The sequence below is a fragment of the Nonomuraea sp. NPDC049709 genome, from assembly GCF_040674815.1.
In the GTDB taxonomy this organism is placed as follows: domain Bacteria; phylum Actinomycetota; class Actinomycetes; order Streptosporangiales; family Streptosporangiaceae; genus Nonomuraea.
The window spans coordinates 1-20,456 of record NZ_JBFANM010000059.1; the positions used below are offsets into that span (position 1 = coordinate 1).

Below are 20,456 nucleotides of genomic sequence, written 5' to 3' on the forward strand. Positions count from 1 at the left end.
AACCGTCGGCGATTCCGGTACACGGGGTTGATCTGGACGCGACGGGCGACCAGGAGATTCCCGAGGGTGGTCCAGTCAGGGGCATCGTCGCTCATCCGTCACTTGCCGGGGGTCATCCTGCGACGTGAGCGAGATCGCACCTGCTGTGCCCACTATTGGGCGGCTAAGACCGACACAGCGATGCACGCTGAAGAGGCCAGTCGGGTCATCGCCCCCTTAGGAGAAGATTCGTGCAGTCAACGCCGACAAAAAGGTCGATGGCGGACGATACGCCCGAGGACGTCGTCACACAGCGCCTCATGTCACTCAGCCGCCATGCGTTCACAGAGATCCAGCGGTGCGATGCGAAGGCCGCAGCGATCTGCGGCACAAGCGGCGCAATCCTGTCGGTCATTGTCGCGGCCCTGGCCATCCGACCGCAGCTCTCAACCGCTTGCCAGATCGCACTGGGCATCGCCTGCGCCGGACTCAGCGCCGCGCTCCTCTCAGCGATCGTGGCAGTCCGACCGTCACTAGACAGGTACACGCCCACGTCCTCGCCGTTCCTTTTTCTTAAGTTCGGCGAGATGACCGAAATCGATGCCTTGCAACTAGTGGCACGCATGTCTGCACATGTGAATCGTGTGGCCCATGCCCGCTATCTGGTTGATATCTCTGCGCTGACGAAACGTAAATTCCTACTTCTTCGAATCGCTACGGACTGTCTTTGCGCCGGACTGCTGGGGCTAAGCACCGCAGTGCTACTGGTCTGGGTGGAGCAATAAGAAGAGGCTGATTGCAAAACCGGCGGCTTCTACGACGGGAGAAATGCGTGTATCAGCCGCATCGCACACTCTTGGGAAAACCACTCTGGGCGGAGCTGCTCAAGCTCGCCCCCGAGCAATGCCGCCCCGCACGGAGCGTACTCCTACGGCAGGGCGATCCGGGGACACATGTGATGGCCCTGCGTGCCGGGTCCGTCATGATCACTGTTAGGGCAGAGCATGGCGAGAGAACCCTAATCTCCGTGCGCGCGGCAGGAGAGTTGCTGGGCGACCTGGCGGTTCTGGATGGTCAGCCACGGACAGCCACGGTGATCGCGGCAGAGGCCTGCCGAGTTCATGCGATTCCAGCCCCAGAGTTCCTCCAGTTCGTGGACAAGCACGAGCTGCATGGCGCGCTCCTGCGCCAGTCCATCGGCAGGCTTCGGGAGGCAGAACGAATCAACATCGAGCTGGCGACGGCACCGGTAGCGGTGCGGCTGGCCTGCGCACTCGTCCGTCTGGCCGCGATGTCCGACACCCGATCGCGGTCGACCCCGCACATCATCCTGACCCAGGAGGAGCTGGCCCAGCTGATCGGTGCCTCCCGTAACGCCGTTGGCAGTGCCCTGAAAGTTTGGCGCGATCAGGACTGGGTGCATACGGCACCTGGCGGCGGTCTCTACGTGGAGAACATCCAAGCGCTCCGTGCCCAGGCCCGCGTCTTCCCTCCTCCGTGACTGACATCACCTCCGCGGTGCCCACTAGTGGGCACCGCGGACCAACCGGTGAGGCGCATCATCACCATGACCTGGACCAGCCATCACTATCCAACCGAAGCGGAGAGCACATGGACATCACCGAGCAAGATCCTCGTGACCTGCCTCGCCACCGCGCCTTATTCGTGGTGGACATGCGGGACTACAGCAGCACTGCGGACCCCTCGATGGAGCAGGTCCGCAAGGACATCGACGACCTCCTCGCCACAGCGTTCAGGGAGAGCGGCTTGAGCGAGGAGTGGCAGAACCCGGAATTGCACAACGACACTGGCGACGGGTTCGTTCTCGTTCTGCCTACTGCGCGAATGTGGCGCCTCATCGATCCCTTGATCGAGAACCTGGATCGCGTGCTGTATCGGTACGATCAAGCCCGACTGGTGTCGACGCCTCCTGTGCGCCTGCGGGTGAGTGTTCATCTCGGCCCGCTACCGGACAGCTTCCGCGGAAGCGCGATAAATGACCTGTTCCGGCTGGTCAACAGCCACGAGGCCGACGAGGCACTCACCATCGCGGTCGAGCGCAAGGCGTTCGTCGCGCTGATCATCTCCGATGAGGTCTTCCAGGTCGTGGTCCGCCAGGGACGCACCGAACGCCTGGATCAAAGGGACTTCCACAAGATCATCGCGAAGGTTCCGGACAAGGATTTCGAGACCTTGGCCTGGGTGCACGCACCACGCGTCGGAGCGTCGGCCTTCGAGTCTCTGTCCGCACCACTCGACGACGCTATGGCACCGCGCGATACCAATGCTGCATCAGACGCCACGCCCAACGCCGCCGCCCCCAAGTACTCCATCGGGAGTATCGGCCACTTTGCCGAAACGTCCAACGCCCCCGTCCACATTCGTATGGGCCTCCACGGCGACCAATAAGGAGCACGTGAAACCGCATGAGCGAATTGCATGATCATCTTACCCCGAACTCCGCAGACGACCTCATCCCTGCTGTCCACGCCATTGCCCAAGGCGAAGCACGAATCGCCACCGTCGGAGCTCTGTTCGAGAGCAACGACGGACAGGTCACGATCCAGCAGGAGATCCGCACACAGACGCTGCCGGACGAGAACAGCGTTGATCGAGACCTCTACAGCGCACCGCCCTGGTATGTGTTCCCGCCCGAATGGCGGCAGGCGTACACGACGGTGGTCGATGCCTTGCCCGATAGTCGCGTGATTATCGTCGTCGCACCCCGGGGTTACGGTTCCACCACCTTCTCACTCAGACTGCTAGCCAGAGAGACAGTATCCTCCGTCGAACTCGTACGGTTGGAAGCGGACTGGAGCGCGCCTAAGGTTGGCCGTCTCCCCTGCCGGCAGAACATCGCTTACCAGCTCGACCTGCAAGATTCCGAGAACGACCGTTTCGACATCTCCTTCATCGACAATCTGGCAGGGCACTCGCGACGGCTCAGAGAACTCGGCTCCTACCTCGTGCTCTCCGTAGCGGAGAACCTTTGGACCGATCACGGCGCAAGCGTGCCCATCGGCGTCACCAAGGTTCATCTCACAACGCCGCCAAAGGCTCTGGAAGTCGTCGAAAGTCATCTCAGGTACAGAGATCAGGGACACCTCATTCCGTGCGTCAACTCCTCCGAGGCGCAGGAGCAGCTCAGCGGCCACAACGTGATCGAGGCCGTCCGTGCCGTCGAAACCGTCATTCAGGTGTGGGAGGACTACAAGCGACAGGCGTCTTCACAAAAGCTCGAGGAGGCAGAGGCTGCCCAGAAATCGGGGTCGGTAGTCAGTTACATCCAGGCCGACATCGACACAGCGCTCGACAACTGGCAGGACAAGCTGAACTCCTTCTTCGGCACGGGCAAGACCGACACCGAAATCCTGTCCGTCCAGGATCGCTGCCTGCTCCTCGCGCTCAGCCTGCGCCAGCAAGGCGCCGCAGGGGACATTCAGTCCGACGCTAGGGCGCTGGAAGACCTCATCAAGACCGACGGATCGGGCAACGGGAAGCGCAAGGAAAGCGCCTATGCCATGTTCTCTGGGCCGGGCCTGCGCCCCAGGATGACAGCTTTGGGTGCGACCATCGACAGGCGTGACCACGTCACGCACAAGCAAACCGGCTTCGGCGAGGCAGCGCTCCTCTATGTCTGGGAGAACTACGAGGGCATGCGAGACCTCCTCATTAAGTGGATGGTCGGACGCGCCAAACTGGAGCGCCAGGGGCAGGATCCGGCCATCATGGCGCTGATTCGTCTCCTCTTGCGAACGCAGGCGTCCGATCGGCTCAGTGTCGTCCGAGACGAAGCACTGGCGCAGAACCGCCCCCAGTTGATCGTCCACGTGATGGCCGAATGCAGCCGGGACGAGCACATGGGACGCCGTACCCGGGCACTGCTCTATGACTGGGCCGACCAGCGCAGCGAGAAGGCGCAGCGCGTCGTTATCCACGTCTGCCGGGCAATCCTGGCGGACAACTACGACGTTGCGTTGGTACGGCTGTGCCGCATCGCGGACCTTCCAGCGTCGCCTCAAGTGCAGCGGGAAGTGCTCAGCGAGTTCCGGGAGATCGCTAAGGACCCCACCGCAGCCGCAATGCTTATGAACAGGGTCGTCGGCCTCCAGCGAAAGGGACAGATACCTGCCTCCTCTAAACTCGCCATGCTCGCGCTCATGGACGCGGAGCACGAAGGGCTACCTTGGCTGCTCACGTACAACCACCCGGACATCGACGTGATGGATGGGCTCAGGGAACTGCTCGCGGATCTCAAGTTTCTCGCTGACACGGTGCCGCCCCTCATCCGCTGGTTCAAGTCCTGTGCACACGACCGGCAGTTGTCCGTGCGACTGCTCAAGGTCGTTGCCGACGCCCTTCGCCAGCACAGGGACGTGGCCACGTGGCTACGCCTCATCAAGGACCTCGACGTCATCACAATGTCGGATGGAAGCCCTGTGAGTAACCAGCTCGGCGTCATGCTCTTCGGGGACGCTCCTATAGCGACTGTTCCCGTGGAGCCGGCGGACGCGTGATGTGGGGCCGCCAACGTCGTAAGAACGACAAGCACTTCGATCAGGCGCGACTGCTCGACAGTGCGACGGCGGGAGTCTGCTTTGAAATGCGATTTCAGGCCGAGTGGCGTGACGGCAAGGAGACTCATCACAGTCTCGATGCACTGATCGCCACTCGCGTCACCAATCGCGCGCGCCGCGAGGCTGCGAGGTATCACGCCGACGATCTCCAAGCCGCACAGGACGCTATCAACGCCTTGGTCGGGATCGCCGACGCCGAGTGCGAACCGTACTGTTCAGCGCTCGTCGCGCGAGTGGAACTCCGACTCGCCCCTGCCGCTGAGCAAGACGCTGCAGAGTACCGGCGAGCCACAGCCCACGTGGAGCGTCTGCTGTATCTGAAGAAGATGTTATATAGCGACCCAACACTGCTGGCCATCGATCACCTCAATCGCCATCCCGACCTCGTAACGAACATCGATGTGGCCTCGTTCCAACGGCTTGCCACCAGCTTGGCCAGCAGCGATCGGTGGTGGTATCCGCTGCTTAGCACCCTGCAAAGCCTTGGAGCGAAGATCTCCGACAAGAACGGCAGCTACTGGGCCATGAACGCTTTGCTCGCCGCTCTGCAGGAGGGAGCACCGGAAGTCGTCGATGAGGAAGGGCTTCGCGGGATCGCCGACAAGTTGACCAAACGCTGCCACGCAGCGACGCCAGACGACCTGACGCAGCTGGAACAGCTGTCGTGGAGCCCGCTAGAAAACGATCTCGACCAGGAAGGCACTAGTTGAGAGAATGCGACACGCACCGGGTCCTCAAGATCCAGCAGGATGGGCCTTTCGATCATCTTCTGCTGGCCTGGCACGGGCGCAGCGGACTTCCTACGGCACGGCAATAGGCGCTTGTGTTCGAAACGCTCACGAAGCTACCGAGCAGAGCTGTGGTGACTGTAGCGCCAGAGGCAGCGGGATTACCCGCACATGGCCGGTGGCACTCTTCCATCTCTGATCTTGCCACCGTTCATAGGGCCGCACGACACCTACAGATGCCACCCTCCGAACTTGGCCGCGTATTGGCCGTGAGACGCCGTAGGGCGCCGATGATCGCCGTAGACGGCCGGACACAACAAGAGAGGCCCGTCACCGCGTTTCCGCTGGTGACGGGCCCCTTCCCGCTGGTGTGGCAGGTGCAAGGTTCGAACTTGCGTAGGCTGAGCCGACGGTTTTACAGACCGCTCCCTTTGGCCACTCGGGCAACCTGCCGTGCCATCCGCTCTCGCGGCGACAGAAAGAAGAATAGCGGACTTCCGAGGTGTACGTGACACCGGTTTGTCCCGAGCCGGATCCCGGGTTAGCTCCCTCCCCGAAACAGGCGCCATCACACCCGGTCGCTCCGGCCGCGTGTCGCGGAGCAGGGTGGCGGGGGTGGGCGGCGGAGGGCGAGCGGGAGCGGGGTGGACGGAGCCGGCAAAGGGGATTCTTTGCGTACGGGGGTCGGGGTCCTGCACGGCGGGCCGATGCTGGCTAGGCTCGTTCGCTGGGTCCGCGCTTATCAGGCTCGGGCCGATTCCCTTCGCAGCTGAGAGGATGGGTGTTTTGGCCGATTCGTCTTTCGACATCGTCAGCAAGATCGACCGCCAGGAGGTCGACAACGCTCTGAACCAGACGGTCAAGGAGATCGGGCACCGCTTCGACTTCAAGGGTACCGGGGCGAGCATCAGCTGGTCCGGGCAGAACAACATCGAGATCAAGGCGAACAGCGAGGAGCGGGCGGGTGCCGCGCTCGACGTGTTCAAGGAGAAGGTGGTCAAGCGGGGGCTCTCGCTGAAGATCCTCGACGCGGGCGAGCCCAAGCTGTCGGGCAAGGAATACCGCATGCTGGTCAGCCTGAAGGAGGGCATCGACCAGGAGAACGCCAAGAAGATTTCCAAGTTGATCCGGGACGAGGGGCCGAAGGGGATCAAGGCGCAGATTCAGGGCGAGGAGCTGCGGGTCAGCTCGAAGAAGAAGGACGACCTCCAGGATGTCATTTCCCTGCTCAAGGGGAAGGATCTGGACATCGCCCTGCAGTTCGTGAACTACCGCTGACAGAGCCCCTCCGTACGGCTCTGAGTGGTGTATCGGTGCTGGAAAACCGCCGCGGGACATCGAGGCACACGGCCGGGCGCGTTGTTCGTGAGAGCGCGTGTCCTCACCTGTGCCTCGGGCCGGCCAGCCAGCCGGCCAGCCGGACTCTGCCTCGGTGGGGGACGTTCGGCCACGTCCGCGTCTGTGGGCACGTCTGCAGGGGTCCCGCCGGAGGGCCGGTGGTAGGGCATCACGCGTCTCGTGAGGCTTCCGCCGTAAGCTCGGAACGTGACGAAGATCCCCCTGCGCCGGTTCACGGCACGCGTGTTGCCCATTGATGAACAAGACCGAGTCCTCCTGCTTCATGGCTTTGATCCAGCACAGCCGGAAAAGCGCTTCTGGTTCACGATCGGCGGGGCCGTGGAGGAGGGTGAGACGCTGCAGGACGCTGCCGCGCGGGAGTTGTACGAGGAGGTCGGGATCCGGGCGGAGATCGACCGGTTCACGGGGCCGCATGCGACGGGGCTGATCGAGTTCACCTGGAGTCAGTACGCCTTCACCCAGGACCAGAGCTTCTTCGCCATCCGGGTGGGCGCCGACGCGGCCGTGTCGTTCGATCACATGGAGCAGATCGAGAAGGACACGACGACCGCCTACCGGTGGTGGACCGTGGCCGAGCTGGACGGCACCGAGCAGATCGTCTATCCGGAGGACCTCGGGGCGATCATGCGGAAGATCATTGCGGGCGAAGAATCCGCGTAGCGCCCGCGATCAGCGCCGTCGCCAGGATCCAGCCGCAGACGATCAGCCCGTACGCGAGCCACTGCGTCCATCCCGCCGGGTCGAACAGCTCTCGTTGCCCGAATGCGGGAATCGGGAGCAGTAGGTCGAAGGTGTAGGCGAAGGAGTTGAAATCGGGGCTCTCCGTGGGTTTGAGGGCCCTCGGGGGGTTGATGGCGAAGACGACCGTTCCGACCGCGAGGAGGAGCGTGAACCACACGCCCGCCAGCCAGGGGCGGTAGCCGTAGCCGACCGCGAGGTCGAGCAGACGGCCCCACACACGGCCCCCGAACCCCTGCGTCTGCCGCCGGGCGCGGAGCTTGGCCAGCTGGGTACGCCGGGCGAGCGCGTCGTTGCCGTCGCGGAGATACCAGGCGGCCAGTTGCTCGTACGGCTGCGGCCGGAAGCCCTCGGGGTCGCGCGTGACCCAGTTGATCCGCTCGGGTACGCCGGAGCCGCGTAATCGGTCGTAGGTCAGGCCGTTCAGGCGCAGCTTCTCCGGCCAGGTGGAGAGGTAGTCGGTCAGCGTGCCGAGCCGCGTGTGCGCCAGCGTGACGACGCCTTCGATGGGCTGCGCGGGCCTGAGGTCGAGCTCGCGGGCCTCCATGTGGCTCAGGTGGAGGGCGTAGAGGGTGTCGGGGCTCCGGACGGTTCCACCGAAGGCGAGGGTTCCGTTGATTCGTGCGCCTCGTAACCGCACTGAGCCGATCGCGAGGAATCCGTCGGTGCAGCGCATGGCGTCCTCGACGACCAGGTTGTCCGCGTAGAGCGCTTCCTTTCCCGGATTGCGGAGGGTTGCGCCCTCCAGGAAGAATCCGCTGTTCAGGCGGGCGCCGAGCAGGCTGATCCCGCCGGTGAAGTCGGCATTGCGCAGGTACATGCCCGAGTCGACGACCATGGCGTTCGCGTACATGGCCCATTCCTCGTCGTCGTCGGCCACCACCTTCGTGCCTCCCAGCCACAGGCCGTTCTCCAGCTGGGCCCGGTTCAGGCGGAGGGAGCCGGTGATGTCGGAGCCGGAGAGGCTGAGGTGGCCCGCGACGCGGATGTCGGCGGCGGCGAAGCCGGGGAAGCTGCAGTCGGTCAGGCGTACGGTGCGGGTGGTGGAGCCGGTGAGGCGGACGGGTTCGTCCAGGTGGCAGCCGACGAGGATGAGTTCGTGCGGGATCGTGCCGCCGACGATCTCGAGGCGGCCGGTGATCCTCGCGCCGCGCAGGCGTACTGCGGGGACCGAGCCGGTGCCCGCGTCGCGGGCGCCGAGCAGCAGCCAGGCGATCACTTCGGCTCTGATCGAGCGGCCGGGGCCCCAGGTGTCGCCGTCTTTGGGCGCGTTCGCTCCGGCCTTGCGGCTGGCGCCGATCTCGAACGGGCCCAGCTCGACGGTCTCGCCCGTGGGGAAGGCGTTCCAGAGCCGGCGCTCTGCCTCGGTCAGCCGCGGAGACCTGCCCATGTGGCCCGCTAGCGGCGGTAGCCGGCCATGCGCTCGAGGCGGGCGACCCGCTCGGACGTCGGCGGGTGGGTGGAGAACAGGCGGCCGAAGCCGGAGCCTCTGAACGGGTTCGCGATCATCATGTGGGAGGCCGAGGTGAGGCGGCTGTTCTCGGGGAGCGGGAGCCTGCGGGCGCCCATCTCGATCTTGCGCAGGGCCGAGGCCAGCGCGAGCGGGTCGCCGGTGAGCCTGGCACCCGCCTCGTCGGCCTGGAACTCCCGCGTACGGGAGATCGCCATCTGCACCATCCCGGCGGCCACCGGGCCGAGCACCATCATCAGCAGCGCGCCCACGAAGCCGGGCCCCTCGTCATCGTCCGAACCGCCGAAGAACACGGCCATGTAGCTCAGCCAGGTGATCATCGTGGCCAGCGCACCGGCCACGGAGGAGATGAGGATGTCCCGGTTGTACACGTGTGACAGCTCGTGCCCGATCACTCCGCGCAGCTCGGCCTCGTCCAGCAGCTGGGTCAGACCGTACGTGACGCACACCGCGGCCTGGCGCGGGCTTCTGCCCGTCGCGAACGCGTTCGGCTGCACCGTCGGCGAGATGTACAGGCGGGGCATCGGCTGGCGGGCCTCGGTGGACAGCTCGCGGACGATCCGGAAGAGGGTGGGCTGCTCCACCTCGCTGACGGGCCTGGCCCGCATGGCCGAGAGCGCGATGCGGTCGGAGAAGAAGTAGGCGACACCATTGCTCAGCAGGGCGAGCACGAACGCGATCCGCACACCGGTGCCGCCGCCCAACCACGCGCCCACCGCAATAATCAGCGCTGACAGCCCGCCGAGCAGAACGGCGGTGCGCAGACCGTTGTGGTGCAAGGTTCCCCCCTTCGTGGTGTGGGTTCACCAGGTCCAACGATGATGACCCGGCTCTTCGTTCCCCGCCGTGCTCAGCTGAGGGCGGAGCGCGACTTTCAAGCGGCGGCCGCCGTTCGTGCGGTGGCAGCTGTTCGTCGGCTTTGTCGCGTATGTCGGGGCTGAGGGCTCAGCCGGAGGCCGACAGGGACGTCATGTCCAGAACGAGCTGAGGGGCGATCGAGAACAGGACGGCCGCCACCAGCGCCAGACCCATGGCCAGCCAGGCCGCGGCGGGCGGCCGATACCGGGACAGCTGCCTTCCGCCGTCGGGGGTGAACAGGCGGGCGGTCCAGATCGCGTAGTAGTAGAGGCCGATCACCGTGTTGACCGCCATGACCAGCGCCAGCCAGCCGGAGCCGCCCTCGATGATCTCGCGGAAGACGAAGACCTTGGCGAAGAGCCCGGCCAGGCCCGGGGGCAGACCGGCCAGGCAGACCAGGCAGAACGCCAGCGCGATGCCCGCCGCCGGACGCCGGAACATCAGGCCCCGGTAGTCGTCCAGCTCGTTGCGGGGGGCCGTCCTGGACACGAGCATGACGACGGCGAACGCGCCGAGGTTCATGGCCGCGTAGATGACCAGATAGGCCATGGACGCGCTCACCGCCCCCGACGTGGCCGCGACCGCCAGCGGCGCCAGGATGTAGCCGGACTGCGCGACCGAGGACCAGGCCAGCAGGCGTACGGCGGAGCTCTGGCGCATGGCGAGCAGGTTGCCCACGGTCATGGTCAGTGCCGCCAGGATCGCCACGATCGGCGTCCAGGTGGCGGCCTGCCCGGACAGGGCGGTGACCAGTACGAGGATCAGCCCCGCGAACCCGGCCGCCTTCGAGATGACCGAGAGCAGCGCGGCCACCGGGACGGGAGCGCCCTGGTAGACGTCGGCAGCCCACGAGTGGAACGGCACCGCGGCGATCTTGAAGGCGAAGCCCGCCACCACGAGGACCACCCCGACCGTCACCACCGCGGGCAGTTCCTGCGCGGTCGCCAGTGCCGCGTCCCCCGCCATGCCCGGCGCCGCCACCCGACCGCTGAACACGGCCCCCAGGCGGGACAGGTAGACCGTGCCCGCGATGCCGTACAGGAGGGACACGCCGAACAGCATGATCGCCGTCGAGACGACCGAGACGACGAAGAGCTTCACGGCGGCCTCGGACGAGCGGCCGTCGTAGCGTTTCATCGCGGTGAGGGCGAAGACCGGGAGCGAGACCAGCTCGAGCGCCACGACGAGCATGATCAGGTCACGGGAGGCGGGCAGGGTCACGGCACCGACGAGGGTGCACAGGAGCAGGAAGTACCACTCGCCGACGGGGATGGCCCCGCTCGCCAGCTCGGTCATCGACATCAGCACGACCACCACGGCGGCCACGAGCACCATGCCCGCGAACACCAGCGTGAACCTGTCCACGACGAACGAGCACAGCCCCGCCGCCTGAGCGGGACCGCCGGCGAGGCCGGGAGGGACGCAGAAGGTCGACTGCGGCGGGCCGCCCCTGGCCGCCTGGGCGATCACGAAGCCCAGGGCGACCAGGACGCCCGCCAGCGTGACGAGCCCCAGGCCGGTCTTCGTCCGCGGGCGGGCCGGCAGGAACGCGTCGAGCAGCAGCACCAGCCCCGCCACCAGGGCGAGCGCCAGAGGGGGCGCGATGGCGAAGTAGTCGATCTGCTGGATCATGAGAGGGCTCCCAGCAGGGCTTGCACGGGCGGCGTGGTCAGCGACAGCAGCAGGCCCGGCCAGAGGCCGAAGAGCAGGATCAGGATCACCAGCGGTGTCCAGGCCAGCACCTCGTAGCTCCTGATGTCGTCCGCCGGCGTGGCGCGGCCGCTCCCCGGCTCGCGACCGCCCGGCCCCTGCGGCACGACGCCGCCTGTGTACGGGTCGAGGGTGGCCGTCGTGGCGTGTCGCGCGGTCGAACCGAGAGGGACGGCGGGGCGGTCGCCGGACGAGCCGGTGGGTGTGACCGGCTGTTCGCCGGGCTCGGAGCCGAGAGGCACGACAGGACGTTCGTCGGGGGTGGTGCGGATCAGGCGGTCGTCCAGGTCGGCCGGCGTCCCGGTGTCGTCCGCAGGGGCCGACAGGCCCTCATCGGGCCCGGCTGCGTGCGGTGCCGCCGCCCCGGGAGCGCCGGCCACCGGTGGCCGGCCGTGGGTGACGCGGGACAGCATGACCAGGAAGTAGGCGGCCGTGAGGACCGCGCCCAGTCCCCCGATCACCATGTACGTGAGGAAGAGGCCGCGCGGCAGCCCGTTCGCCGGCTGGAACGCCCCGAACAGCGCCAGCATCTCCCCCCAGAACCCGGCCAGCCCGGGCAGGCCCAGCGAGGCGATCGCCGCGAACGTCAGCACCGAGCCCAGCCGCGGCAGCGTCGCCAGCAGGCCGCCGCCGAGCGCGGGGATGTCCACGGTGAGGTAGCGCTCCTTGACCGCTCCGGCCAGGAAGAACAGCAGGCCGGTGATCAGGCCGTGGGCGACGTTGGCGAAGAGGGCGCCGTTGATGCCCACGGGGGTGAGCGTGGCGAAGCCCAGCAGGACGAAACCCATGTGACCGACGGAGGAGTAGGCGATCATGCGTTTCAGGTCGCGCTGTGCGAGGCAGGCCAGGGCGCCGTACACGATGCCGACCACGGCGAACGCCCCCAGCCATGGCGCCACGGCCATCGCTCCCTCGGGGAGGACGGGGATGGCGATCCTGGCGAAACCGTACGTGCCCATCTTCAGCAGCACCCCGGCGAGCAGCACCGAGCCGACGGTTGGAGCTTCTGTGTGGGCGTCGGGCAACCAGGTGTGCAACGGCCACATGGGGGTCTTCACCGCCAGGCCGAGGCCGATCGCCACGAACGCCAGGATCTGCACGGATCTGGACATGCCCGCGCCGTGGGACGCGCTCAGGGCCTCGATGTCGAGTGTGCCGGTCTGGGCCCACACCAGCAGCAGGCCGAGCAGCATGATGACCGAGCCGAGCAGCGTGTAGAGGATGAACTTGATCGACGCCGCCCTGCGCCCCTGGCCGCCCCAGATGCCGATCAGGAAGTACATCGGGATGAGGACGATCTCGAAGAAGATGAAGAAGAGCAGCAGGTCGAGGGCGAGGAACGTACCGATCATGCCGACTTCGAGCACGAGCAGCGTGAACACGAGCGCTCTGGGCCTGGCCTGCATGAACTGGCTCGACGCCCGGGCACGCCCCCAGCACAGGTAGACGAAGCACAGGAACGTGAGCAGGGCCGTCAGCGTGATCAGCGGCAGCGAGATGCCGTCGACGCCGAGGTGGAGACGCAGCCCGAGCCCGGGGATCCACGGCTGGTCGACCTCGAACTGCACCTCGGCGGGTCGTCCGTAGTCGAACATCACCAGGAGCAGGAGGCTCAGGGCCAGCGTGGCGCCCGAGAGGAACAGTCCGTACGCGCGGAGCACGGGGCGGAACGTGTGCGGCGAGAGGACGAGCAGGAGGGCGCCGAGCAGTGGCACGGCGAGCAGCGCGACCGGGATCCAGCCCATCATGCGGTCACCACCGCCCCGGCCCTTGGGAACGGGATTCTGCCGCCGGTCCGGCCCATCACGTGAACACCACCGCCCCCACCGCGATCAACAGGACGCCGGCCAGCAGGCCGCTCACGTAGAGCTGGACGTTGCCGTTCTGGGCCAGTCGCAGCACTCCGGACAATCCGCGCGCCGACTTCCCCGAGCCGCGCACCGCGCCGTCCACGACCACGTCGTCCGTCCTGACGACGAGCCTGGCCAGGGCCAGCACCGGGCGGACGAACAGCGCGGCGTAGAAGGCGTCCACGTAGAACGCTCGCTCGCACGGCACCCTCAGCGGGCCCAGCAGGCGGGCCGGGTCGGCGATGGGATCGCTGCGCCAGAACGCGTAGACCACCCCGGCGCCGAGCGCCGCGAGCACGACGCTGACGGCCGCCACTCCCAGGTCCAGGTGCGGTTCGCCGGCGAAGCCCAGCAGCAGGGCGGGGACGGCGAGCAGGATGAGGGGCACGAGCATCGTGCGGGGGGCCTCGGTGACGTCCACGACGTGGGCCGTGCCCGGCTCCGGCTCGGGGAGCGCCACGGCCCTCGGCTCGCCGAAGAAGGTGCGCAGCCAGGCTCTGGTGGCGTACGCGCCGGTGACGGCCACGGTCGCGAGCGCGCAGCCGTACAGGAGGAGGGCCGCCGCGTCGGTCAGGCCGCCCGGGGAGGCGCCGCCGGACAGGGCGCCTTCCATGGCCAGCAGGACGCCGTCCTTGCTGAAGAAACCGCTGACCGGAGGGATGCCCATCAGGGCGGCGAAGCCGATCGTCATCGTCACGAACGTGACCGGCAGCTCGCGGCGCATGCCTCCCATCTGCGTCATCAGGTTGGAGCCGACGTGGTGGATCACCGCGCCCGCGCAGAGGAACAGCAGCGCCTTGAACGCCCCGTGGGTCAGCAGGTGGAAGATGGCCGCGGTGTCGGAGCCCGCGGCGAGTCCGCCGGCCATGTACGCGAGCTGGCTGACCGTGGAGTAGGCGAGGACACGTTTCAGGTCGTCCTGGGCGAGCGCGGCCAGGGCGGCGCCGAGCATGCCCAGCGCGGCGATGACGGCCAGCACGTCGAGCGTGGGGCGGGCGCCGAGGAACGCCGGGAAGAGCCGGGCCACGATGAAGATGCCGGCGGCGACCATGGTGGCGGCATGGATGAGGGCGCTGATCGGTGTCGGGCCCGCCATGGCGTCGGGGAGCCACGTGTGCAGCGGCACCTGCGCGCTCTTGCCCGCCACGCCGGCCAGCAGGAGCATCGTGGCCGTCACCAGGGTGGCCGCGGACATTTCCGGCACCTTCGCGAGCACGTCGGCGATGCGGAAGCTGCCCGCCGCGACGCCGAGCACGAAGATGCCGAAGAGGAAGCCGACGTCGCCCAGGCGGGTGACGAGGAACGCCTTCACCGCGGCGCGCGAATTGCCCCGGTCTTCCCACCAGTGGCCGATGAGGAGGTAGGAGCACAGGCCCATGATCTCCCAGCCCACGTAGAGGACCAGGAGGTCGCCCGCGTAGACGACCAGGAGCATGGCGCTGGTGAACAGGCTGATGAACGCGCTGTAGGAGGGGTAGCGGGGGTCGTCTTTGAGGTAGCCGACCGAGTAGACCTGTACGGCGAGGGCGACCAGGGTCACCAGGACGCCGAGGATGCCCGAGAGGTCGTCGGCCTGGAGGGTGAGCGAGATCGGGATGCCGCCGGTGACGATCGTGCCGTAGGTCTGCCCTGTGGGTGGTGTCGTCGCGGTGGTGCCGCCGTTGAGGTAGGCGAAGCCTGGGCCCCAGGCGAGCCAGATGGCCAGGATCGCGGAGGCGGCCGTGGGGAGGATCGCGATCCAGGCTGCTCGGGTGTTGGCTCGCCGGCCCGGCGCTTGCTGGTGCGGCGCTCGCCGGCCGGGCGGTTGCTGGCCGGGCGGTTGGTGGCCGGGCGGTTGGTGGTGCGGCGCTCGGTGGTGCGGTCGGCGGGAGAGCAGGAGGCCCGCGAAGGCTGCGGCGAACGGCAGCAGTATGGCCAGCAGTGGGAAGGTCGTCATAGCGTGCCACCGCCTCGCTTGACCGGCTGCTCGTCCCCACGGCCGCCGTTCGGGTCCGCCGCCTGCTCTGCGGGGAGGGCGGGCCGGGCTGGGGGTTCCGGTCCGGGGCCGGGGTCGGCGTTGTCGGACCGGGTGCGTGGTGGCGACGTCGGGCCGTCCGGGCGGCCGTCGGCCATCTGATCGGCTGGGCTGTCCGGGGCCGAGGGTGTGCCGGCGTGGTCGTCCGTGGGCTCCGCGAGGTCGCGGAGGTGGTCGATGTCGACGGTGCGGCGGTTTCGGTAGAGCGCCAGCACGATCGCGAGGCCCAGGCCCACTTCGGCGGCCGCGATGACGATGACGAACAGGGTGAGCACCTGGCCGCTGTGCAGGCGGTCGCCCAGCCAGACGTCGAACGCGACCAGGTTGAGGTTGACGGCGTTGAGCATCAGCTCGACCGACATCAGGACGAGGATCGTGTTGCGCCGGGCGAGCACGCCGTAGACGCCGATGGAGAAGAGGAGCGCGGAGATGACCGCGGGGTAGACGATGTGCACTAGTTACCCCCGGTCTGATCGGGTGGCGGGCCGCCCACGATGCGGTCGGGTGGCGGGCTGCCCACGGCCCCGTCGGGTCGCGAGGTGCTCTCCGGTCGGTCTGGTGAGCCGTCAGGGCTGGACGAGCTCCCGGGGGTCGGTGAGCCGCCGGGGATGTCTGTGCGGGACAGGACGATGGCGCCGATCAGAGCGGCCAGCAGCAGCACGGAGAGCGCCTCGAACGGCAGCACCCAGGTGGCGAACACGCTGGCGCCGAGTTCCTTCGCAGATCCGGGACCGGGCGTGAGCGGGGCGTAGGCCGTACGGAAGCCGTCGATCACCACCGTGACCAGGATCGCCGCCGTCGCCACCGCCACCACGGCTGAGACCAGCCTGTTGCCGCTGTCCAGGTCGGCGGAGCGGCCGATGGGAGCGCGGGTGAGCATGATGCCGAACAGCAGCAGCACGACCACCGCGCCCACGTAGATGAGCACCTGGACCCAGGCCACGAACTCGGCGGTCAGCACGAGATAGCCGCCGGCCAGCGCGCCGAAGCAGAGCACCAGCCAGAGGGCCGCGTGAACGAGCTGTTTGGTCGTGACAACGAGCAGCGCCGAGCCAACCGCTACCGCGCCCAGCAGCAAGAAGACGATCTCTTGCCCGGTGGGTGACAGGTAGGAGGGCACCGCTTCGGTCACGACTCCTCCTCGGACTCCCTCGTGTCGTCAGGACCGAGCCGCCCTGGCGGTCGGATGGACCGTGGATCGGCCATCTTGCGCCGGCGGGGACTCGCGGCAGAAGTCTGCTCCTCGGGATCGGGCTTCGGCGGTGGTTCGCCCGAGGCTGTGGACAACTCTCCTGACGGCGGCTGTCCTGTGGATGAAGCCTGGCTCTGGTCCTGCTCCGGGGTCTGGTCCGGCGCCTGTGGCCGGGCCTCTTCCTCGGGCCGGACCTCCTCGGCTTCGCTTGGGGGCTGGGCCTCGCCAGCGGGCTGGTCCGCGGCCGGGGGCTGCGGGCGCTCCGTGGGGGTGGCCTCGCTCGTCCTCTTGGTGTCGCGGTCCGCCGGTGGTTCTCCAGGGCGCGTGTCTTCCGGCCCCGGGATCGCGGAGGAAACGTCGCCCTGGGACGTGGGCGGCAGGGCACCTGGGGGGCGGATTCCGCGTACGTTCGTCATCGGCCGGCGGGGGCGACCGCCTGGGGCGGGCGACGAGGGTCCGGCTTCGGGGGCCTTCGTGGGCGGCTCGGCAGGGGTGCCGGGCGTGGGCTTCGTGGCCGGGGTTCCGGGCGTGGGCTCTGGGGTGGCTTCGGAGCTCGGCGGGGTGGACGGCCGTTCCTGTGGGGTGGGCTCGCCGCCTTCGGGGGTGGCCGCGGGGGTCGGGCCGGGCTGAGTGGCCGTACGGGAGCGTTGAGCCGCCGGTGTGCGGGCGGGGCGGTCGGACGCCGGGCGGCGAGGGGCGGCCGTCAGTTCCTTGGGGGGTTCGGCGCCCGGGTCGTGGGCCGGAGGCGGGGGGACGGTCTGGACCCAGGTGGCGAGCGTGTCCTTCTCGTGCAGGAGGTTGCGGATGTCGCCTTCCGCGTACTCGAACTCCGGTGACCAGAAGAGCGCGTCGAAGGGGCACACCTCGATGCAGATGCCGCAGTACATGCACAGCGCGAAGTCGATGGCGAAGCGGTCGAGCACATTGCGCTGGCGGGCGCGGCCGCCTTCAGGGGCCGGGATCGTCTCCTTGTGCGAGTCGATGTAGATGCACCAGTCGGGACACTCTCGGGCACAGAGCATGCAAGAGGTGCAGTTTTCCTCAACCAGGGCGATAACGCCTCGGCTGCGAGGCGGCAGGGCGGGCTTGACCTCGGGATATTGCTGCGTAACCGATTTGCGCAGCATGTGGCGAAGGGTGATGGACAACCCCTTTGCCAGTCCGACTCCCGGTATCCGCGCCATGGTTCAACATCATGACGTACTTGGCCGCGCAGGTGAATGAGCCAGAGCGTTGTCCCCAGTTTTTCCACAGCTGTCCACAGGCTGACGGGAGGTTATCCACAAGCTGTGTGCATGCCCGGTATGAACCGAGGCATGGCGATAGTCTCTCGGCCATGCAGCAAAGCCATCCGATCCGCCCGAGTGGCATGAGGTGGACGGCCGCCGTCGTGTGGGCCCTTCTGCCCCTGTTCACGTGCGGACTGGCGACCCCGTTCACCATCGGGGTCGCGGCTTTCTGGCTGCGCAGCGTCTGGCACGCCTTCGCCGCGTCGGTCTACCTGATGGCCATCGGCTCGTTCGTGATCGCGGCCGTGTCCTACGAGGACTATGAGGACTTCCCCGAGCCCCTGTCCGTCCTGGTCTCGCTGGGGCTGCTGGTCAGCTGGATCGGTGGGGTCATCCACTCGGGGATCCTCGTGCCCTTCATGGTGCGCGCCCGGCTCACGGGGGCGGCGTCCACACAGGTCGACCTGCGGCACCGGACCACCGCGCCCACCCACCAGCGACCCATTCCGCCCGCCCAACAGCGACGGCCAGGTGGCCCGGAGTGGGTCGGGCACTACCGGGTGCTCCAGCCACTCGGGCGTGGCGGGCAGGGAGCGGTTTATCTCGCCATGGCGCCCAACGGGGTGCGGGTGGCCGTGAAGGTGCTGCACGACCTGGGCGATGACGTGGCTCGGGCCAGGTTCGCGCGGGAGGTGGAGGCGGCGCGGCGGGTGGCGACGTTTTCCACAGCTCGCGTGCTCGACGTGAACATCACCGGGCAGCACGCGTACATCGTGAGCGAATACGTGGAGGGGCCGTCGCTCGAGCAGCTCGTCAAGAAGCACGGGCCTCGTGACGAGGACAGCCTGACGCGGCTGGCGTTGTCCACGGCGGGAGCGCTGGCGGCCATCCACAAGGCCGGGGTTGTCCATCGGGATTTCAAGCCGAGCAACGTGCTGATCGGGCATGACGGGCCGCGGGTGATCGACTTCGGCATCGCTCGGGCGCTTGATCAGGTGACCGTGACGTCCGGGAAGATGGTCGGGACGCCGCCGTACATGTCGCCTGAGCAGTTGACGGGAGAGGCTGTGGGGCCGGCTTCGGACGTGTTCAGCTGGGCGGTGACGATCATGTTCGCGGCTACGGGGCGACCGGCGTTCGGGGAGGACACGGTGCCTGCGGTGTTCAATCGGGTGCTGACCTTTCATCCGGACTTATCGCCGTTGCCTCCTGCTTTGCGGGGGATTGTGGGGTCCTGCCTTAACAAGCGGCCTGAGGAGCGGCCGTCGGCGTCGGACGTGATGCTGGCGATTGTTCGGTGAGCGGGTTCCCGGTCCGCCGATACACCGATACACCGTCGTAGCTCTGCCCTCAGCCGACCCGCATGGTCCCCGGCGCACACAGACGATCCGCGGTGCCGCCTCCGTCCACGGCCCAGCAGTGCGCCTCGTGCCGCTCACAGGGCGCCGCTCGCTGTGGGCGGCTGACAGTACGCCTTGCCCACGGCTGACGGTGCACATTGGCCGAAGCGCGACACAGCGTCTGGCGCATGGGGGCGCGTCCACGGGCCACAACGGGCGGGCTACGCCGGACGGCGCAGCTGACGGCCTCAACGGCGGACGGCTGATCACGCACGGCGGTTCACCACATGGCGCGGTCGCCCAGGCCAGGTCGAGCCCACTCTGAAACCTTATTTCCGCCTTATTCGTCGTACTGAACAGGGGGCTTCAGTAGGTGGGGGATGACGAGTGAACCAACTTCAACCATGCGCAGGGGCGACGAAAGACAGCCGATGCCCCAAAACGGTTCTTACCTCCGGCCAGCACCAAACACTGACGGTTACCGACAAGGCATCGGGCGATTCGGTGAGTCTGACGCCGGCGCTTCTCTACCGCTACCGCCACTCCCCGACACCGGCCTCCGACGACGATGCCGCGCCTGTTCAGGGGTTAGCGGCTCTGGACGCCGACGGGCTGGTCCTGCTCGACCTGCCGGGCGACTGGTACGGCCCTCACCTGGAGGAGTTCGCGCAGAAGGCCGGAATCCCCCTGGAGGACATCCGCTACCGCTCCTCCAGCCGGGTCCGGGCGGCCCTGGCCTCCCGCGCACCCGGTTGGCGGCGGATCCGCGGGCTCCCGCTCCCGTCCACCGCCACATGGCGTAAACCGGTCGCCATCTGTACGGCATTCGCCGGCGTCGCCTTGATGGCTTACCTGGCCTCCTCAGGAATGTGGGCCGCCTGGCGCGGCATCTCCACGATCGGCCGAGTGCTCCTTGACTTCCTGGACGCCAAATGGCTGTTCATGGCCTTCAGCCCCGCGCTTCTTCTCATCCGTCCCGCGCGCATCAAATTCCACCGTTTACGCGTGAAACGCGGCTTGGCAGTGGGGCCCTACGGGGGGCCGTACCTCATCCTGGGGTCTTTCAACAAGCTCCACATAACCCGAGCCGGCGTGGTCATCGCCGACGTACGCCTGGGCGCGTCCCCCGGCCGGGCCTTCAGCCTGCTCCTCTACCACTACGAGGACCTGACCGGCCTCTTCGTCCTCGACATAAAAGGCCGAGCTCTCCATCACCTTCCCGGCCGCTGGTCTCCCCAGGACGTGGAGCACTTCGCCAAACGACACGACCTGCTCCTGGCCGTGCACCGGCTGTCCCGCGAGGAATACCTGGATCTGGCCAGGAACAGCCGGGAAGCCACCCCCTGACCCCAGCCGTCGAACGGTTGTCGGTTGCAATCGAAGCTGTCGGTGTCCGCGTGTCGTTGTCGGA

At 67.5% G+C, this 20,456-nt stretch carries 16 protein-coding genes, 1 tRNA gene and 1 pseudogene; 9 read left to right on the forward strand and 9 right to left on the reverse strand.

Annotated features, from left to right (window positions below):
* The first annotated feature begins 257 nt into the window (after window positions 1–257).
* The 5 genes from AB0J69_RS43050 to AB0J69_RS43070 all read left to right on the forward strand — a co-directional run bounded on the left by AB0J69_RS43050 (window position 258) and on the right by AB0J69_RS43070 (window position 5,266).
* The gene (locus AB0J69_RS43050; RefSeq protein WP_364130439.1) at window positions 258–764 is read left to right on the forward strand and encodes a Pycsar system effector family protein; all 507 of its coding nucleotides are present in this window, start codon (window positions 258–260) and stop codon (window positions 762–764) included.
* A gap of 47 nt (window positions 765–811) precedes the next feature.
* The gene (locus AB0J69_RS43055; RefSeq protein WP_364130442.1) at window positions 812–1,480 is read left to right on the forward strand and encodes a Crp/Fnr family transcriptional regulator; all 669 of its coding nucleotides are present in this window, start codon (window positions 812–814) and stop codon (window positions 1,478–1,480) included.
* A 110-nt stretch (window positions 1,481–1,590) separates the two neighbouring features.
* Window positions 1,591–2,388, forward strand: coding sequence for a hypothetical protein (locus AB0J69_RS43060; RefSeq protein WP_364130445.1), 798 nt, complete (start codon window positions 1,591–1,593; stop codon window positions 2,386–2,388).
* A gap of 17 nt (window positions 2,389–2,405) precedes the next feature.
* Window positions 2,406–4,496, forward strand: a complete 2,091-nt coding sequence (locus tag AB0J69_RS43065; protein ID WP_364130448.1) for a hypothetical protein — start codon at window positions 2,406–2,408, stop codon at window positions 4,494–4,496.
* Window positions 4,493–5,266 (forward strand): hypothetical protein, encoded by a 774-nt coding sequence (locus AB0J69_RS43070; protein WP_364130450.1) that lies wholly within the window; start codon window positions 4,493–4,495, stop codon window positions 5,264–5,266. Before AB0J69_RS43065 ends, AB0J69_RS43070 begins: the two co-directional genes overlap by 4 nt.
* 389 nt (window positions 5,267–5,655) lie before the next feature.
* On the opposite strand, the gene AB0J69_RS43075 is transcribed toward AB0J69_RS43070, so the two are convergent.
* Window positions 5,656–5,737, reverse strand: a tRNA-Tyr gene (locus AB0J69_RS43075).
* Between the two features lie 324 nt (window positions 5,738–6,061).
* On the opposite strand from AB0J69_RS43075, the gene AB0J69_RS43080 reads away from it, so the two are divergent.
* Together AB0J69_RS43080 and AB0J69_RS43085 are read left to right on the forward strand one after the other, a co-directional pair.
* Window positions 6,062–6,562 carry a YajQ family cyclic di-GMP-binding protein gene (locus AB0J69_RS43080; RefSeq protein WP_364130453.1) on the forward strand — a complete coding sequence of 167 codons (501 nt, stop codon included), beginning with the start codon at window positions 6,062–6,064 and terminating at the stop codon, window positions 6,560–6,562.
* A gap of 267 nt (window positions 6,563–6,829) precedes the next feature.
* A complete protein-coding gene (locus AB0J69_RS43085) occupies window positions 6,830–7,303 on the forward strand; it encodes an NUDIX domain-containing protein (RefSeq protein WP_364130455.1) in 474 nt (157 codons plus the stop codon).
* On the opposite strand, the gene AB0J69_RS43090 is transcribed toward AB0J69_RS43085, so the two are convergent.
* The 8 genes and pseudogenes from AB0J69_RS43090 to AB0J69_RS43125 form a co-directional block, all read right to left on the reverse strand.
* Window positions 7,278–8,771: a hypothetical protein gene (locus tag AB0J69_RS43090; RefSeq protein ID WP_364130457.1), complete on the reverse strand. Its 1,494-nt coding sequence runs from the start codon at window positions 8,769–8,771 to the stop codon at window positions 7,278–7,280. The two genes, AB0J69_RS43085 and AB0J69_RS43090, sit on opposite strands and share 26 nt — an antisense overlap.
* An 8-nt stretch (window positions 8,772–8,779) precedes the next feature.
* Complete coding sequence (gene htpX / locus AB0J69_RS43095) at window positions 8,780–9,631, reverse strand: zinc metalloprotease HtpX (RefSeq protein WP_364130460.1); 852 nt, start codon at window positions 9,629–9,631, stop codon at window positions 8,780–8,782.
* 166 nt (window positions 9,632–9,797) lie between these two features.
* Entirely contained in the window at window positions 9,798–11,342 is a 1,545-nt protein-coding gene (locus AB0J69_RS43100) for an NADH-quinone oxidoreductase subunit N (RefSeq protein ID WP_364130463.1), read from the reverse strand.
* Entirely contained in the window at window positions 11,339–13,165 is a 1,827-nt protein-coding gene (locus AB0J69_RS43105) for an NADH-quinone oxidoreductase subunit M (protein WP_364130621.1), read from the reverse strand. The genes AB0J69_RS43100 and AB0J69_RS43105 overlap by 4 nt, the downstream gene beginning before the upstream one ends.
* 58 nt (window positions 13,166–13,223) lie before the next feature.
* Entirely contained in the window at window positions 13,224–15,206 is a 1,983-nt protein-coding gene (locus AB0J69_RS43110) for an NADH-quinone oxidoreductase subunit L (protein ID WP_364130465.1), read from the reverse strand.
* A gap of 233 nt (window positions 15,207–15,439) precedes the next feature.
* Window positions 15,440–15,739: pseudogene (nuoK, locus tag AB0J69_RS43115) on the reverse strand (NADH-quinone oxidoreductase subunit NuoK); the annotation flags it as partial.
* A complete protein-coding gene (locus AB0J69_RS43120; protein ID WP_364130468.1) occupies window positions 15,739–16,416 on the reverse strand; it encodes an NADH-quinone oxidoreductase subunit J in 678 nt (225 codons plus the stop codon). The gene AB0J69_RS43120 and the pseudogene nuoK, both read right to left, overlap by 1 nt.
* Entirely contained in the window at window positions 16,413–17,660 is a 1,248-nt protein-coding gene (locus AB0J69_RS43125; protein WP_364130471.1) for a 4Fe-4S binding protein, read from the reverse strand. The genes AB0J69_RS43120 and AB0J69_RS43125 overlap by 4 nt, the downstream gene beginning before the upstream one ends.
* Window positions 17,661–17,671: 11 nt before the next feature.
* Between AB0J69_RS43125 and AB0J69_RS43130 the strand changes: the two genes are divergently transcribed.
* Together AB0J69_RS43130 and AB0J69_RS43135 are read left to right on the forward strand one after the other, a co-directional pair.
* The gene (locus AB0J69_RS43130; RefSeq protein WP_364130473.1) at window positions 17,672–19,006 is read left to right on the forward strand and encodes a serine/threonine-protein kinase; all 1,335 of its coding nucleotides are present in this window, start codon (window positions 17,672–17,674) and stop codon (window positions 19,004–19,006) included.
* 543 nt (window positions 19,007–19,549) lie between these two features.
* Entirely contained in the window at window positions 19,550–20,392 is an 843-nt protein-coding gene (locus tag AB0J69_RS43135; RefSeq protein WP_364130475.1) for a hypothetical protein, read from the forward strand.
* Window positions 20,393–20,456: the final 64 nt, after the last annotated feature.

What these genes read in the sequence shown, in the direction of transcription:
- AB0J69_RS43130 (WP_364130473.1), top strand. Translation starts at nt 17,672, where the DNA reads ATGACGTACTTGGCCGCGCAGGTGAATGAGCCAGAGCGTTGTCCCCAG.
- AB0J69_RS43065 (WP_364130448.1), top strand. Translation starts at nt 2,406, where the DNA reads ATGAGCGAATTGCATGATCATCTTACCCCGAACTCCGCAGACGACCTC.
- AB0J69_RS43100 (WP_364130463.1), bottom strand. Translation starts at nt 11,342, where the DNA reads ATGATCCAGCAGATCGACTACTTCGCCATCGCGCCCCCTCTGGCGCTC.
- AB0J69_RS43125 (WP_364130471.1), bottom strand. Translation starts at nt 17,660, where the DNA reads ATGGCGCGGATACCGGGAGTCGGACTGGCAAAGGGGTTGTCCATCACC.
- AB0J69_RS43060 (WP_364130445.1), top strand. Translation starts at nt 1,591, where the DNA reads ATGGACATCACCGAGCAAGATCCTCGTGACCTGCCTCGCCACCGCGCC.
- AB0J69_RS43105 (WP_364130621.1), bottom strand. Translation starts at nt 13,165, where the DNA reads ATGGGCTGGATCCCGGTCGCGCTGCTCGCCGTGCCACTGCTCGGCGCC.
- AB0J69_RS43050 (WP_364130439.1), top strand. Translation starts at nt 258, where the DNA reads ATGGCGGACGATACGCCCGAGGACGTCGTCACACAGCGCCTCATGTCA.
- AB0J69_RS43110 (WP_364130465.1), bottom strand. Translation starts at nt 15,206, where the DNA reads ATGACGACCTTCCCACTGCTGGCCATACTGCTGCCGTTCGCCGCAGCC.
- AB0J69_RS43090 (WP_364130457.1), bottom strand. Translation starts at nt 8,771, where the DNA reads ATGGGCAGGTCTCCGCGGCTGACCGAGGCAGAGCGCCGGCTCTGGAAC.
- AB0J69_RS43080 (WP_364130453.1), top strand. Translation starts at nt 6,062, where the DNA reads ATGGGTGTTTTGGCCGATTCGTCTTTCGACATCGTCAGCAAGATCGAC.